Annotated in this window: 16 protein-coding genes; 5 read left to right on the forward strand and 11 right to left on the reverse strand. The window is 62.8% G+C overall.

Going from position 1 to position 15,895, the window contains the following annotated elements; translation table 11 throughout:
* Positions 1–156: 156 nt before the first annotated feature.
* The 8 genes from uraD to BGP02_RS01610 form a co-directional block, all read right to left on the reverse strand.
* Positions 157–678, reverse strand: a complete 522-nt coding sequence (uraD, locus tag BGP02_RS01575) for a 2-oxo-4-hydroxy-4-carboxy-5-ureidoimidazoline decarboxylase (protein ID WP_026131624.1) — start codon at positions 676–678, stop codon at positions 157–159.
* 146 nt (positions 679–824) lie between these two features.
* Positions 825–1,769 carry an allantoinase PuuE gene (gene puuE, locus BGP02_RS01580; protein ID WP_039829837.1) on the reverse strand — a complete coding sequence of 315 codons (945 nt, stop codon included), beginning with the start codon at positions 1,767–1,769 and terminating at the stop codon, positions 825–827.
* Between the two features lie 367 nt (positions 1,770–2,136).
* Positions 2,137–3,069: a muramoyltetrapeptide carboxypeptidase gene (gene ldcA / locus BGP02_RS01585; RefSeq protein WP_268567671.1), complete on the reverse strand. Its 933-nt coding sequence runs from the start codon at positions 3,067–3,069 to the stop codon at positions 2,137–2,139.
* Positions 3,066–3,611, reverse strand: a complete 546-nt coding sequence (gene tadA / locus BGP02_RS01590; RefSeq protein WP_261938675.1) for a tRNA adenosine(34) deaminase TadA — start codon at positions 3,609–3,611, stop codon at positions 3,066–3,068. Before tadA ends, ldcA begins: the two co-directional genes overlap by 4 nt.
* Positions 3,612–3,788: 177 nt before the next feature.
* Positions 3,789–4,592 carry a 2,5-didehydrogluconate reductase DkgB gene (gene dkgB, locus BGP02_RS01595; RefSeq protein ID WP_150564798.1) on the reverse strand — a complete coding sequence of 268 codons (804 nt, stop codon included), beginning with the start codon at positions 4,590–4,592 and terminating at the stop codon, positions 3,789–3,791.
* A 186-nt stretch (positions 4,593–4,778) separates the two neighbouring features.
* Positions 4,779–5,450 (reverse strand): GntR family transcriptional regulator, encoded by a 672-nt coding sequence (locus BGP02_RS01600; RefSeq protein ID WP_026131622.1) that lies wholly within the window; start codon positions 5,448–5,450, stop codon positions 4,779–4,781.
* A gap of 2 nt (positions 5,451–5,452) precedes the next feature.
* Positions 5,453–6,322, reverse strand: coding sequence for a ParB N-terminal domain-containing protein (locus tag BGP02_RS01605; RefSeq protein WP_026131621.1), 870 nt, complete (start codon positions 6,320–6,322; stop codon positions 5,453–5,455).
* Positions 6,323–6,469: 147 nt separating this feature from the next.
* Positions 6,470–7,084: an LON peptidase substrate-binding domain-containing protein gene (locus tag BGP02_RS01610; RefSeq protein ID WP_286797461.1), complete on the reverse strand. Its 615-nt coding sequence runs from the start codon at positions 7,082–7,084 to the stop codon at positions 6,470–6,472.
* Between the two features lie 254 nt (positions 7,085–7,338).
* Between BGP02_RS01610 and BGP02_RS01615 the strand changes: the two genes are divergently transcribed.
* Complete coding sequence (locus BGP02_RS01615; RefSeq protein WP_026131619.1) at positions 7,339–8,043, forward strand: SDR family oxidoreductase; 705 nt, start codon at positions 7,339–7,341, stop codon at positions 8,041–8,043.
* A gap of 193 nt (positions 8,044–8,236) precedes the next feature.
* On the opposite strand, the gene BGP02_RS01620 is transcribed toward BGP02_RS01615, so the two are convergent.
* Complete coding sequence (locus BGP02_RS01620) at positions 8,237–9,109, reverse strand: LysR family transcriptional regulator (RefSeq protein ID WP_286797463.1); 873 nt, start codon at positions 9,107–9,109, stop codon at positions 8,237–8,239.
* Positions 9,110–9,278: 169 nt separating this feature from the next.
* On the opposite strand from BGP02_RS01620, the gene BGP02_RS01625 reads away from it, so the two are divergent.
* From BGP02_RS01625 to BGP02_RS01640, 4 genes are all read left to right on the forward strand, one after another.
* Positions 9,279–10,604: an MFS transporter gene (locus tag BGP02_RS01625; RefSeq protein WP_017232069.1), complete on the forward strand. Its 1,326-nt coding sequence runs from the start codon at positions 9,279–9,281 to the stop codon at positions 10,602–10,604.
* Positions 10,605–10,760: 156 nt separating this feature from the next.
* On the forward strand, positions 10,761–11,951 hold the full coding sequence (locus BGP02_RS01630; protein WP_286797466.1) for a M20 aminoacylase family protein: 1,191 nt from the start codon (positions 10,761–10,763) through the stop codon (positions 11,949–11,951).
* Between the two features lie 6 nt (positions 11,952–11,957).
* Entirely contained in the window at positions 11,958–13,052 is a 1,095-nt protein-coding gene (locus tag BGP02_RS01635; protein ID WP_286797468.1) for a M14 family metallopeptidase, read from the forward strand.
* A gap of 234 nt (positions 13,053–13,286) precedes the next feature.
* On the forward strand, positions 13,287–13,517 hold the full coding sequence (locus BGP02_RS01640) for a PhzF family phenazine biosynthesis protein (RefSeq protein WP_286797618.1): 231 nt from the start codon (positions 13,287–13,289) through the stop codon (positions 13,515–13,517).
* A 122-nt stretch (positions 13,518–13,639) separates the two neighbouring features.
* On the opposite strand, the gene guaA is transcribed toward BGP02_RS01640, so the two are convergent.
* A complete protein-coding gene (gene guaA / locus BGP02_RS01645) occupies positions 13,640–15,223 on the reverse strand; it encodes a glutamine-hydrolyzing GMP synthase (protein ID WP_261938679.1) in 1,584 nt (527 codons plus the stop codon).
* Positions 15,198–15,890, reverse strand: a complete 693-nt coding sequence (locus BGP02_RS01650) for a hypothetical protein (protein ID WP_017234117.1) — start codon at positions 15,888–15,890, stop codon at positions 15,198–15,200. The genes guaA and BGP02_RS01650 overlap by 26 nt, the downstream gene beginning before the upstream one ends.
* Positions 15,891–15,895 lie beyond the last annotated feature (5 nt).

A 15,895-nucleotide genomic window follows, 5' to 3' on the forward strand; every position in this document is an offset into this window, starting at 1 on the left:
TGACGTAACGGCGCACAAATTCCGGTGCGTTCGGGTCTTGCGGGGCGAGGGCCATGCCAACTCCTTGATGCTGGGTAATGTCTGAAACGGGACGAATCGGGTTGCAACGGACGGAATCCACTCGGGCCGACACTATCCGCCCAGTCTCCTTACGGTTCAGTCGCGAACCAGATCCTGCAGACGGAATCCGGCGATACGGAAGATCTGTCGCAAGCATTCGTCGATCTCGTCCGCCCGGCTGTTTGCAACGCGCGCCGCGAAGTTTTCGATGATGCTGGCACGCGTATGCCCACGCACCGCCAGGATGTAAGGGAACCCGAACTTGGCTTTGTACGCATCGTTGAGTTCGGTCAGCCGCGCAAATTCATCGGCACTGCACTGGTCCAGCCCCGCCCCCGCTTGCTCACGCGTGGACTCGGCCGTCAGTTCGCCTCGCACGGCCGCTTTGCCCGCCAATTCGGGGTGAGCACGGATGAGGTCGAGCTGAGGGCCTTCGCCAGCATCGATGACGGCCTGACACATGGCGTCCTGCAACGCCTCGACGGTGGCAAACGGACGGTCGTCCCAAGCCGCTTCGGCCACCCAAGGCGAATGCTCGAAGATGCCGTCGAGCGCCGCAACGAACTCGGCACGGGGCAACGCCGACAGTTCGGCAACGGTACGTTGGGTCATAGACAACGGGGCGTTCATTCACTGCTCTCCCGGAGAACAAAGGTGGCGCCCCGCCATGCTTTTCGCACAGCCGAGTGACGCCTTTCGGATTCAAATTTCTACCAGTGACCACGCCGGTTCCCAACGTAGCCGCCTCACCCAAATCTGCTCGCTCACGCCGCCACGTACGGATGGCGCGTCTGCCAGTGACGTGCCACGTCGATACGACGACACACCCACACACGATCATGTTTCTCAATGTGATCGAGGAATCGCTGCAACGCCGCAAATCGCCCTGGGCGACCCAGCAAGCGGCAATGCATGCCCACCGACAACATCTTCGGTGCCTCGTCCCCTTCCGCATACAAGACGTCAAACGCATCGCGCAGATAATGGAAGAAGTGATCCGCCGTATTGAAGCCCTGCGGTGCCGCGAAGCGCATGTCGTTGGAATCGAGGGTGTAAGGCACGACAAGGTGAGGCTTGACGTCGCCCGTGCCGGTCCGCACCTGTGTCCAGAATGGCAGGTCGTCGCCATAGTTGTCGGAGTCGTACACGAACCCGCCCTGCTCGACCACCAGACGCCGCGTATTCGGGCTGTCACGACCCGTGTACCAGCCAAGCGGCGCGCTACCCGTCATTGCCTTGAAGAGGTCGATCGCGATGCGCATGTGCTCGCGCTCGGTCGCCTCGTCCATGTTCTGGTAGTGAATCCAGCGCCACCCGTGACACGCGATTTCATGCCCCAATTCCTGAAAAGCGGCTGTCACCTCAGGATGACGCTGCATGGCCATCGCCACGCCAAACACGGTCAACGGAAGCCCGCGGCGCTCGAATTCGCGCAAGATGCGCCACACGCCCGCCCGCGACCCATATTCGTAAATAGACTCCATGCTCATGTGACGCGCTTCGTACGCCGCCGCGCCAATGATCTCGGACAGGAATTGCTCGGACGCGCGATCGCCGTGCAATACACAGTTCTCGCCGCCTTCTTCGTAATTCAGAACGAACTGAACGGCAATGCGCGCACGCCCCGGCCAGTCGGCAAACGGTACGTGACGGCCATAACCGATGAGGTCGCGCGGATAGTCGCTGGAACTTGCAATGTGGCTGGCCATGGTGTCCTGGCATTCGGGGAATGGCGAAATGATCGAAGCAGTGTAGCCAAATCCATCCCGCGGAAACATAGCCAGATTCGGATATTCAGGCTGTGCTTAAACGTATAGTCGCCCCCGCACGGCCCCGCCCGTTCACGCGCGCTCCTTCGCCCGCGCTCATTCGGCACCCTCCCCGCCCGTGGATCTTGGTTGTCGACAAATCCACCAAAAACACCCTCAAATAACGCAAAAAATCACGCAACCTCGCCCAATAGACGTCAATCGACGCAACAACAAAAAAGCACGCCGGGCCGTTGTTTCGACCCGGCGTGCTTTCGCTTGCCGCTATGCCGCTTTACCGAACGCTCAGTCGGCGCTCGCTTGGAAATTACGCGTACAGATAGGGATATCCCGTAAGCGTCAGCGTGACCTGCGCCCCGGATGTCTGCAGTCTGGCCTGTCCGCCCACCGGCAAGGTCAGTTTGTCGGGACAGTGACCAAACGGCATATCGGTCACGATCGGAATGCCGATCACTTTACGCACGCTTTCGATCATCGCCGGCATGTCGTATCCGTTGTCATATTCGGTCACTCGGTACTGTGAGAAATCCCCAAGCACCAACGCACGTTGACGCGCCAGAATGCCGGACTGATGCAACTGGTACAGCATCCGCTCAACGCGATACGGCGGCTCGTTGACATCTTCGACGAACAACACGCCCCCCTCGATCTGCGGCAGGTACCGGGTACCGATCAGGCTGCAGACCATCGCCAGGTTGCCGCCCCACAAGGTGCCCGACACGTCGATATCGCCGCTCGCCCCATCCCCCAGCCACTGGGCCACGTGACTCGGCGAACGCAATACGGATTGGAATTGCGTCAGGGTGAAATCGCTCAGCGGATCGGCCCCGAAGTCCGCCAGCAACATCGGCCCCGCAAACGTGGTGAGCTGGGCCTGCGCCAACAGTGCCAACTGCACGGCCGTGAAGTCGCTATGACCGATGATGGCGACCGGTGCTCCCGATAACCGGCGATGCAGGCCTTCGTAGTCAAGCTGGTCGAGCAGATGCACGGCGCCATATCCGCCACGCACCGCGAGCACGATCTCGGGCACGGGATGCTCACGCCCCGCCAGCTGGTTGATTTCGGCAACGCGCTCGGCATCGGTTCCCGCAAAGCGCAAGTACCGACGCGCAAGCGCCTCGCGATTGCTGACGGTGTAGCCGAGTCGCTCCAATGTCTCGATGCCGCGCAAGGCGACGTCGGGGTCGGGGGCGTAGCCCGACGGGGCAATCAGTTCGAGAAGCCTGGTCTGCGTCAATTGAGGGATCCCGGTGTTGGGGTTGGGGTCTCGCCCACCGCCTCGGCGGACGCCGACGAGCGACGCGCCTTCGCAGCGGCACGTCGTTCACTGAAGAAGGTCTGGAGAATGTCGACGCACTCGTCGCGCATGACGCCGCCGAGCACTTCGGCATGATGATTGAGCCGAGGTTCCGCGAACAGGTCGACCACGCTGCCGCACGCCCCGGTCTTGGGATCCGCTGCCCCATAAACGACGCGCTTCACGCGCGCATGCATGATCGCACCCGCACACATGACGCACGGCTCGAGCGTCACATACAGTTCGCATTCCGGCAGACGATAGTTGCCCAACGCCTGTGCCGCCGCGCGCAGCGCCTGCATTTCGGCATGAGCCGACGGGTCGTGGCCGCCGACTGGACAGTTGTGCCCAACGGCAATCACCTGTCCGTCGCAAACGACGACGGCACCCACCGGCACCTCTCCCTGCACCATCGCGGCACGGGCCTGCTGCAGCGCCAGGCCCATGTAGGTCTCGTCGGTGGCGGGTAAATCTCGATTCATGAAACGTTGACGAAAAGCCGCCGCACGTCGCCCGCCCCATTTCGGACGCGCTACGCACAGCGCAATTGGCCGCTATCGGCAATGCGCTATTCTCGCACACGCCCCGCCACCGTCACACATCGGGCGCGCGCTCCGCAAGCCCCCGCCGCACCCGCAATCCCCCGACTCGCGCGTATTTCAGTCCCAAGCGGGCGCGAGCGACGCCGGATTGGCCTGACGCTCGTTGCGATCGAGCGTGGCGATCCGTGCCATGTCGTCATTGCTTAGCCTCAGGTCGCACGCCTTCATGTTGCTCGCCAGATTCTCGCGCTTGGTGGACGACGGAATGACGGCGTATCCCTGCTGCATCGCCCAGGCAAGCGCGACTTGCGCCGTGGTAGCCTCGTGCGCCTCGGCAATTTTCACGAGCACCGGATCGTTCAAAACTTTTCCGTACGCCAGCGTCATGTATGACGTGACGTGAACGCCCTGCGAACGCGCAAATTCCGCCAGTTTGCGGTTCTGCAAGTATGGACTCAGCTCGATCTGCAAGGTCGCCAACTCGCCCGGCCCAACAATGCCAATGGCCTGCTGCAGCAGCGCAATGGTGAAGTTGGACACGCCGATGGCACGGGTCAAGCCCTGCTCGCGGGCTTCGCGCAACGCGCCAAGATATTCCGCCATCGGCACTGCATTGGCCGGCGACGGCCAGTGAATCAGCGTGAGATCGACCCGGTCGGTGCCGAGCTTCGAGAGACTGTCCTTCAGGCTCGGAATCAACTTGTCACGGGAAAAGTTGTCGACCCAGATCTTGGTGGTCAGATGCAACGCGTCACGCTTGACGCCCGATGCCGTCAGTGCGTGCCCGATGTCGGCTTCGTTCTCGTAGATCTGCGCGGTGTCGATCGCGCGGTATCCCAGCGCGAGCGCCTGGGTAACGGTATCGACGACGGTTTGCCCCTTCAAACGGAACGTGCCGAGGCCAAAGGCGGGAAGACTCATGAGTGCAACTCCTGTCAGATGCGTCGCGCCAAGGAAATCAACGCCCGTTGAACGGCGCGACGGAAGCGCACAGTGTCCCGGATTCGCGCACGCACAAGAAGCCCCCTCAGACGAACAAGATTCGTGCACTGAATTCACAAATAAGCGCGAATCGGGGCGTCGACCGCTGTGATCGACAGGGGCGACTCAGACAGCAGCCTGCGGGAGGAAGCTGGCGTCTTCGCGCGCCATCGCCTTGATTTCGTTACGGGTGGCGAGGATATGCGCCTCGAGCAGGGACACGACTGCCCCCACGTCGCGACGCCGGCATGCCGCGAGAATTTCGTAGTGATCGTGCTGCGGGTTCTCTTTGCCGGTCGCCTGCGACATCGCCAGATGCGAGTAGCGGTCGGTGTTCAGGCAGTAGGCTTCGACGAGCATCCGCAAACGGCGGTTGTTGGCGGGCGCCGACAGCGCAAGATGGAAACGTCGGTTGTATTCGGCCCATTCCGAGACGGCTTCGGACGCCGAGTAGTCCGCCAGGATCTGTTCCATCCCCTGGAAGTCGCGCTCCGCCATGTTGGGCACGGCAAGCTTCGCGGCATGGCATTCGAGCGCGACACGAATGTCGAGCAACTCGCACAATAGCTCGAGGTTCATGCTCGTCACGGTCGCGCCACGGTTCAGAGGGTGGGTAACCAACCCCTCCGCTTCCAATTGCCGCAACGCTTCGCGCACCGGCACCCGGCTTGCGTTGAAACGCTCAGCCAGGGCTTCCTGACGCAGTTGATACCCACCCGGGAGCACGCCGCGCAAGATTTCGTCTCGCAGCGTGTCGCGGATGGCCTCATGAAGGGCTTGGGATCTGGGTGTTCGCATACTTACTTGCCCGCTCGCGCCTCCGCCAGCGCAATGGTCAGATGGGCCACCCGCTTCTTGAGCGCATCGCGCTCGGCGGTCATGGCTTTGAGTTCCTTTGACAGACGCGTGAGTTCGTCGGTCGGCTCCGCAGTGGTATCCCACGGCGGCGTGCCGTCGTCTTCGTCAGCGATCTCGTCGTCCTTCCGCTTGCGTGGCTTGACGGGACGCGCCTCACGCACCTGACGCGCCAGCTCACGCAACTCCTGCTTGCCAGCGACCACCGCGGCCACCTGTGCCGCCTGCGGCAAGGTCGAGACGGCCGCGGCCGCGTTGATCGACACCTCCCCACGTTTGACGGCATCCACCAGCTCCGGCGCCGCCGCCGTGTGGATCTGCTCGATCTGCCCCAGCGTATTGCTCGACAATCGCGCCGCACGCGCCAACGCCGCGCGCGTGAGCGCCATCGTATGCGCGGGGATCGACGCATTGGTCCCCATTGCCTCAGCCGCATCGCTCGCCGAAGCGGCCGGCGGCGCCTCGGCTTGCGCCGGATTGTCGCTACCGGTGCGGGCTTCGAGAATGGTCTTCTTGCGCAACGCCAGCACGCCGCGCTGGTAATCGGACACGCTGCGCCGGCCCAGGTGATTGTCAATCATCCACAGGCGCACGTCGTCCATGGACTTGAACGAGAGGTTCTGCACCGTACGGAATTCGATGTTGTGCTTGCGGCAAATCGCGTAGCGATTGTGGCCGTCGACCAGCACGTCGCCCCACAGTACAAGGGCGTCGCGGCATCCCTCGGCCAGCAGGCTCTGTTCGAGCGCCGCATATTCATCAGGCGTGAGCGGATCGATGTACGCCTTGAGTTCTTCGTTGATCTGGACTGTCATGGATTTCTGTGACGATGCCGCCGCCCCCGGCGCCGCTGGCTGCGGCACGACGCGGAACGTCGGCATGGAAAGACGTTGCAGGCGGCATTATCGCCTGTCTGGCCGGCTTTGACGAAACGAACGCCCGGACCCTGCCCGGGTCGGCGCTCAGGACAGCACGCCGTGATCGGTCAGGAACGCCTGAATGCGCGACAGACGCGCCGCCGGATCGACGATGCCCAGCAGGGCCTCTTTCTCGTGCGGCGGCAGCGGCAACAACTCGGCCCATCGATCCGCGACCCAGCCGCACTCGTCCAGACGGTACGGCAGTGCGAGCGGCAATTTTGCCGCGCGTGCCGGGTCGCGCTGCAAACCGGCAATCAGCTTGCCCAGTGTGTCGGCACTGATCTGCAAGTTATCGGGGATGGCGATGTTGACATCGTCCGGCAGCATTTGCGCTTCGCCCGTCCAAAGCCCGTACTTCCCCTGCTCGACGGACGCGAGCCGAAACTTGGTCGTGCCACGGCACACGAGCTCGAGCAGCGACGGCATGGTCGCGCGCCAGTCGTCGATGCGCGCCATCGTGCCGATCATGGCGGGCTCCTCGACGCCGTCGGGCAAGCGTACCTCGCTGCCCTTGCGCAGGACGACCACACCAAATTCGGTGCCATCGGCGAGACATCGCTTGATCATGTCGAGATAGCGCACCTCGAAGATGCGCAGATGCAACACCCCAGCAGGAAACAGGGCGTTGCCAAGCGGGAAGAGTGGGATCTGGACCATGCCATATGATGACACGAAGTCACTCGCGGTATGCGCCATTGTCTTGCCAGGGCGCATAGCGCCTACCCGCTCGCAAGCGACGCAACACGATGACCGTTTGTCGCAATCCCCTGTGGCCGAGCGCGCGGCCAGCGCCTCATCGAACTAGCGAGACGGTGTGTCATCGGGGATGCGCCGAGATGTTACGCTTTCAGACGCGAATCGTAATGCGGGCTGCCGTTGTGGGCATGCCGGCGTCTCTGGAGGTTATCGGTATGACAGTGGAAAAAGTGGCGTTGATTACGGCGGGCGGCAGTGGCATGGGCGCTGCCGCGGCGCGGCGTCTCGCGGCAGATGGCTTCAAAGTCGGCATCCTGTCGTCGTCGGGCAAGGGCGAGGCCCTGGCCACGGCGCTGGGTGGCGTGGGCGTGACGGGGTCGAATCAATCGAACGAAGCGCTGGCGACGCTGGTCGAGTTGGCCGTCGAACGCTGGGGACGTATCGATGTGCTGGTCAATAGCGCAGGTCACGGTCCGAGAGCGCCGATTCTGGAGATTACCGACGACGACTGGCATCGCGGCATGGACACCTATCTGATGAACGTGATCCGCCCGACGCGGCTGGTGACACCGATCATGCAGAAGCAAGGCGCGGGCGCGATCATCAACATCTCGACAGCGTGGGCGTTCGAGCCGAGCGACATGTTTCCGACTTCCGCGGTGTTTCGCGCCGGTCTGGCATCGTTCACGAAGCTGTTTGCGGACAAGTACGCGAAGGACAACGTCCGAATGAACAATGTGCTGCCGGGCTGGATCGACAGTCTGCCGCAGCAAGAAACACGCCGTGAGAGCGTGCCGATGCAGCGCTACGGCACGGCGGAAGAGATCGCTGCGACCGTGGCGTTCCTCGCGTCGGAAGGCGGTGGGTATATCACCGGCCAGAACATTCGCGTTGATGGCGGACTGACGCGCTCGGTGTGAGCGTCGCGCGCCTGCCTTCACCGGACCCATTCGGTCTGGCCGCCTCCCTCACCCATCGCGCACAAGATTGGAGCGGCCCTCCCCCTCGGGTCCTATCGGTTCAGGCACGGCCACGATCATCAGGCCGACATTCCGATCGATGCCCCTTCGTCCGGGGCTTGCTTGACAACGCGACTCGTGGTCGCCCGCAAACTCACGCCTGTGCGAGAACCTGCTGGGCGATGACGCTCGTAATACCGGTCTTGTCGTCGCGGGCGCGCGCCAGCAGACCAATGCTACGTTGCTCGGCCACGTCGGGCAGCGCGACGACGCGCAGGGTGTCTTCTTGCGCCCACGTGGCGTTGCGCAGCATTGGCACGACGGTGACGCCGAGCCCCTGGCGCACCAGTCCCACAATGCCTTCAATGGAACTCAACTCCAGGAATTCATTGACCTTGATGCGCTGACGCCGCAAAGCGCGATCGATCAGCGCCCCCGTGCGTTGTGTGTGGTCGAATCGCAGGAAGGGTTCCGTCGCCAGCAGCCGCGCGCTCAACGCCTGCTTCATCCCGGAAGGGGCAAGCATCACCAGAGGCTCGCGATACAGGGGCGTCCAGCGCACCCCAGCGGACCGACGCCCCGGCGGCTCGACCAGCACCGCGCAATCAATATCACCGGCGTCGAGCTGGGCCGTCAGTTCCATCGAGCGCGCGGTCACGATCGAGACCTCCAGGCCCGGGCGCGCCTGCTTGATTTGCAGCACGGCGGGCGCCAACGCGCTCACCGCAGACTCGATCGCACCAATCGCGACAGGGCCGACGGGCGACTCGATGCCGGACGCCAATATGCGCATGTTCTGGTATTGCGCCAGCAACAACTGCGCGTGCGGCAGCAACGCCCGGCCCATGGCGTTGAGTGCAATCGAACGCCCCACCCGATCGAATATTGCGTGACCGAACTCCTCTTCCAGCGCGCGCATTTGCATGCTCACCGCCGACTGCGTCATCGCCAGACGTTCGGCCGCCGAAGCGAACGAGCCGTACCGCGCCACCGCTATGAAAGTGCGCATGAATCGCAGGTTGCTCACGGGTTTCCTCGCAGGTCGTGTCGAGATCCCGTCGACCGCGAATTCATCAAAATATTTGCGATGACGGATCACAAATTCTAGCTTTTATTGCTTTTTTTACACAAGCAGAATCAGCCGGAGCAAGTAAATCCGGCTTGCCACGGTCAAACTTCGAAACAGGAGCCTCTCCATGGAAGTTTCAGTTGAGCGCGACAGCGCCGCTACCCCGACAGCCCCGGAACGATCGGGCAAACGTATCGACGTAGGCGTGATTGCGGTATCTACGATCGGCAATGCGCTCGAATGGTTCGATTTCACTGTTTTCACGTTTTTCGCGGCGAACATCGCCCGCCAGTTCTTTCCCAGCGATAACCCGACCGCCGCCTTGCTCGCCACCTGGACGACGTTTGGCGTGGGGTTCCTCACGCGGCCGCTGGGCGGCATCGTTTTGGGTAACGTCGCCGACAGGCATGGCCGCAAGTCAGCCCTGCTGCTGACCATCTCTGTCATGGCGGTCGGTGTCGCGGTCATCGCCTTTGCGCCAACCTATGCGTCAATCGGCATGGCCGCGCCGGTACTGATGTTGATCGGCCGTTTCCTGCAAGGCTTTTCCGCCGGCGGCGAAGTGGGCAGCGCCACCGCCTTCCTGGTCGAGCATGCCCCTGTCGAACGACGCGGCGTGTACGGCAGCTTCCAGATGATCGCTCAGGCCTGCAGCATGTTGCTCGGGGCCATCGTATCGGTAGGTATCACCCAAACCCTGACCCCGGAGCAGATCGACGCATTCGGATGGCGCATTCCCTTCGCGATCGGCCTGCTGATCGTGCCAGTCGGCCTGTATGTGCGCTCGCGCCTGGACGAATCCCCGGTATTCAAGCACGCCACCCAGCATGCCGAGCCCCGGCGCTCGCCTTTCATCGAATCGGTGACCACGCACTGGCGACAGGTGCTGGCCGGCTTCGGCCTGACGGTGTACGGCACCATTGGCACGTACATCTTTTATTACTACATGCCGAGTTACGCCACGAAGTCGCTGGGCATTCCGTTCAAGAGCAGCGTGATCGCGTCGCTGTGCGCGGCCGTCGCGTACATCGTCGGCACCTTTGCATCGGGCCGGATTTCAGACGTCATCGGCCGCAAGAAGCCAATGGTAGCGTCCGGCGTGATCAGCCTGGTCATCACGTATCCGCTGTTCCTGGCCGTGAGTCACACGCCGACACTGCCGATGCTGATCCTCGTGCAGTGTTGCCTGATGCTCTCGCTGGGCTTGTTCCAGGGCTCGTATTGCGCCTTCGTCTGTGAACTCTTCCCATCGCGGGTACGTGCCACGTCGATGGCGATTGGCTATAACTTCGCGGTCATGATCTTCGGCGGCTTCGCCGGCGCCATTGCCACGCTACTCATCAGCTGGACGGGGGACAAGCTCGCTGTCGTGTACTACGGAATGTTTGGCGCGGCGGTGGGCCTCATCACGATCCTGATGCTGCAAGACCGCTCGCGCATGCCGCTGCAGTAACAATTCGCGCATCGCTCCCCATGCGCGGGACGTCTTCTCGCGCATGTCTAACTCACTTCAGTCCCACAACACGCCCCATGGCCAATGTCGCGCCCCGGCTTTCTTGACGATCGCCGGCGGCGGCGCCATCGGGGCCTCCATGGAGAACCCGCTTACATGTCCATCATTCCCGAAATCGCTGAACGCACCACCGAGTTGCAGGCCATTCGCCGCGACCTCCACGCCCACCCGGAGCTGCGTTATGAGGAAGCGCGAACGTCCGACATCGTTGCGCGTCTGCTCGAATCCTGGGGTATCGAGGTCACCCGCGGCCTCGGCAAGACAGGGGTCGTCGGCGTGTTGCGCAACGGCACCGGCAAGAAGACCATCGGTCTGCGTGCCGACATGGATGCCCTGCCCATCCAGGAACTCAACAGCTTTGCGCACGCCTCGCAATATGCCGGCAAGATGCATGCGTGCGGTCACGATGGTCATACCGCCATGCTGCTGGGCGCTGCGCAGCAACTTGCCACGCATCGCACGTTCGACGGCACGATCGTGTTCATCTTCCAGCCCGCGGAAGAAGGCGGTGGCGGCGCCAAGGCCATGCTTCAGGACGGCCTGTTCGAGCAATTCCCGGTCGACGCAGTGTTCGCGCTGCACAACTGGCCGGGACTCGCCGCAGGTAGTTTCGGTGCGCGCGTGGGTGCGACGCAGGCGTCGAGCAATGAGTTCCGGATCGTCGTCAAGGGGACGGGGGCGCACGCCGCCATGCCGCACGATGGCATCGACCCGGTCCTGACGGCCATGCAGATCGGTACCGGCTTGCAGAGCATCATGACGCGCAACAAACGTCCGATCGACGCCGCCGTGCTATCCATCACACAAATGCAGGCCGGCGAAGCGATCAACGTCATCCCCAACACCGCCACGTTGGCCGGCACCGTGCGTACGTTCTCGATCGAAGTGCTCGATCTGGTGGAGACTCGCATGCGCGAGTTCTGCACATCCACGGCGGCCGCCTATGGCTGTACGGCGGAATTCACATTCGTGCGCAATTACCCACCGACCGTCAACACGGCGACCGAGACGCAGTTCGCCGTCGATGTCATGCGAGAGATCGTCGGGCGCGACCACGTTGTCTACCCGATCGACCCGACCATGGGGGCGGAGGACTTTTCATTTTTCCTGCAGGAACGTCCGGGATGCTATGCGTATATCGGCAACGGACTGGGCGATCACCGCGCACACGGACACGGGCTCGGCCCGTGCATGCTGCACAACACGAGCTATGACTTCAACGACGATGTGCTGACGCTGGGCGCCACGTATTGGGTTCGTCTGGCTGAGGCCTTCCTGGTCGCGTAACGCATCATGGCCAACAAGTTCTTTTCCGCGACCTATGCCCAGGCACGCGCGCGCTTTGCCGCCGCTGCGCGGGCTGCTGGGGCCGCCGTGACAAGCCATCTCCTTCCCGGCATCGCGGGGCGTGAAGGCGAGGAGCTGGCGACCGACGTTGTGCGGCTCGGGGCACCGCGCACCCGTCGGCTATTGATCCTGACGTCGGGCACCCATGGCGTGGAGGGCTTTTGCGGCAGTGCGGCGCAAGTCGCACTGCTGGGCGATGCAGGGCTACAGGCACGCCTGGCGGCGGCTGATGTGGCGATCCTTGTCGTGCATGCCATCAATCCTTACGGCTTCTCGTGGCTGTCGCGAACCAACGAGGACAACGTGGACTTGAACCGCAACAGCATCGACTTCACGCAACCGCTGCCGGCCAACGATGCCTATGCCGATCTGCACGCCTTGCTGGTGCCACCGACGTGGCCGCCCTCGGACGACAATGTCGCGGCGATCACGCACTATATCGCCGCGCACGGTGAACCCGCGTATCAGCGCGCGCTGACCCTTGGGCAATATCGATTTGCAGACGGGTTGTTCTATGGCGGGCGTGCTCCGGTGGCAAGCACCCGACTGATGGACACGCTCATTCACGACCATGCGCAGGCGTGCGACGCGGTGGGGTGGATCGACTTTCATACCGGGCTCGGTCCACCCGGTCATGGAGAGAAGATCAGCGTGGGACGAGTCGACGCCGCCGAACTCAGGCGCGCTCGTGCCTGGTGGGGTGCCGATCTGGCCAGCCCGGTCGACGGAACGACGGTGGCATCCAACGTTGGCGGGCCATTGCTCGACACGTTGCGGTTTGCGTGTCCGGATGCGCAGGTGACCGCCATGGCCATCGAATATGGCACGGTACCGCTCATCGACATGCTGCACATGCTGCGGGCGGATGCCTGGCTGCGCCAGCATCCGGACGCGCCGGCGGCGCAGGCGGCGGCGATTCGAGCAGCGGTGCGCGCGGCGTTCTGCTTCGAGGACCCGATTTGGCAAGGGCAGATTCTGGGCCAGGCGCGTGTGGCAATCCTGCAAGCCGTAACGGGGTTGGGGCGCGGTGCTGTCGACTGAGCGCCGGGGTGAGCGTCGGCGTCGCCCGTTCCAGCGCGTTCTGCCAGTCGATTGAAGTAAAGATGCTGATCAAAGATTGACGGCCTCACTACGACGAAGTGCATCCGCATTCTGGTTTTCAGTCCTTGGTTCCTCGGATTTTCGCTGCGTTACCGAACGTATTTCAACCACTGGGGTAGTGAGTCTTTGAACACGATTGGCACGAGAAAACCAGTCGTGTCATTCACGCCACGCATGACAGAAGACCTCGCGACAGGCAGCGCAACAACAGCGACTGCAGCGCTCATCGCACACGTGCGCGGGGTGCTAGAGTTGGCATTATGCGTTGCTCAAGGCGTTGACATGGGCCGACCCAGCATTCTCAGGGCCAGAATTGACTTGCATGACGGGCCGACACGGATTCGTGTTGGCGGGAAATGGGTCAGCGACACGGAGGGATCGTTTCAACTTGAAGGCGATGATTGACGTTCGTGAGTGAATGCCCGGGACACCAGCCATTACCGGACAGGAATACAAAAAAGCCCGCAAAATCGCGGGCTTAGATGTGTTTTACTGCCAGTCGATGCCGGCCGGTGCCGGACGTCAATTCACTCCCACTCGATCGTCGCAGGCGGCTTGCCCGAGATGTCATACACGACCCGGTTCAAACCACGCACTTCGTTAATGATGCGGTTCGACACCTTGCCGAGCAGATCATGCGGCAGGTGTGCCCAGTGCGCCGTCATGAAGTCTTGCGTCTGCACGGCGCGCAGCGCCACCACCCACTCATACGTGCGGCCATCTCCCATCACGCCCACACTCTTGACCGGCAGGAACACCGCGAAGGCCTGGCTCGTCAGCTCGTACCACGTCTTGCCGCTGTTCGGCTCAACCGTGTTGCGCAGCTCTTCGATGAAGATCGCATCGGCGCGACGCAGCAGATCGGCGTAATCGCGCTTCACTTCGCCCAGAATGCGCACACCCAGACCCGGGCCCGGGAACGGGTGACGATAAACCATGTCGTGCGGCAGACCCAGCGCCACGCCCAGCTCGCGCACTTCATCCTTGAACAGGTCGCGCAGCGGCTCCAGCAGCTTCAGACCCAGCGTCTCCGGCAAGCCACCCACGTTGTGGTGGCTCTTGATCGTCGTCGCCTTCTTCGTCTTCGCCCCGCCCGACTCGATCACGTCCGGATAGATCGTGCCTTGCGCCAGCCACTTCGCATTCTTCAGCTTCTTCGCTTCCGCCTGGAACACTTCAACGAACTCACGGCCGATGATCTTGCGCTTCTGCTCCGGATCGGTCACGCCCTTCAAATGCCCCATGAACTGCTCGGCGGCATCCACGTGCACAACCTTCGCATGCAGTCGGCCTTCGAACATCTCCATCACCATTTGGCCTTCGTTCAAACGCAGCAGACCGTGATCGACGAACACGCACGTCAGTTGGTCGCCAATGGCGCGATGAATCAGCGCCGCCGCAACACTCGAATCGACACCGCCCGACAAGCCCAGAATCACTTCCTCGTCGCCCACCTGCTCGCGAATCGCCTTGACGGCTTCCTCGATGTGGTCGCGCATGATCCAGTCCGGCTTCGCCCCGGCAATCTCCAGCACGAAACGCTCGAGCAACTCACGTCCCTTCACGGTGTGCGTGACTTCCGGGTGGAACTGCACCGCATAGTAGTGACGCGACACGTCCGCCATGCCGGCGATCGGGCAGCTCGGCGTTGACGCCATCAGCACAAAACCCGGCGGCAAATGCGTGACCTTGTCACCGTGGCTCATCCACACCTTCAGCATGCCGTGGCCTTCAGCCGTACGGAAATCCTCGATACCGTCGAGCAGCGGCGTATGGCCCTGCGCACGCACTTCGGCGTAACCGAACTCGCGATGATGGCTAGCCTCGACCTGACCGCCCAACTGAACCGTCATCGCGAACATACCGTAGCAAATGCCCAGCACCGGCACGCCCAGATCCCAGACGGCCTGCGGGGCACGCAGATCCTGATCCTCATACGTGCTCGCATGGCTACCCGACAGAATGATCGCCTTCGGATTGAATTCACGAATGAACTCGTCCGACACGTCGTTCGGGTGGATCTCGCAGTAAACGTGCGCTTCGCGAACGCGGCGGCCGATGAGCTGGGTGACTTGCGAACCGAAGTCAAGAATGAGGATTTTGTCGTGCATCGTGAGGTACGGAGGAAGTGGATTCGTTGGACGTCGGCGCCGTGGCGGAAGGCACGGGCGTGACAATGCCGGTGGTGCCCGCAGGCGCGACCGGCGTGGTATTGACGGAAGCGGAGCCGCCGCGAGGCGCCTCCATGCGCGGCTCAGCGCGCTTGCCTCGGGCCTCGTCGCCGGCCCGGGCATCGGGATCATCGTACGGTGCGTCGCGCCGGGTGTCGCTCACGACCCCGCCACGCCCGCGACCGGCCGCCTGCTGTGCCGCCTGCACGCGCTCTTTCGTACGCACGCTCGACGCCAGCTTGACGAGAATGGCACCCACCACCAGCAAGACGGCCCCGAGCGCCGGCATCAACCACTTGCCGCCCCCCGTCACCGCCAACTGGCCGGAAATCAGCCACCCCAGCACGAAAGCACCGATCACCCAGTTGATATGCCCCGTCACTTTCGCGACGGTCGCCGTCAACTGGCCGTTCACGGTGGCGTGCCATTGCAGCCAGGCCACGCCGACGAAGGCCACGCCAAGCGCCTGCGCATACAGCACGGGCGATGGCGCGGGCACTTCAATGGCCGCATACAGCGATGACCAGAACGACGCGATCAACAGCACACCGAGTGCCAGATTCAACGCCGCATCGAGGAACAGTACCGTACGCAACATGGCCTTCATGGGTG

It is taken from the genome of Pandoraea sp. 64-18, from assembly GCF_001899225.1.
Taxonomy (GTDB): Bacteria; Pseudomonadota; Gammaproteobacteria; order Burkholderiales; family Burkholderiaceae; genus Pandoraea; species Pandoraea cepalis.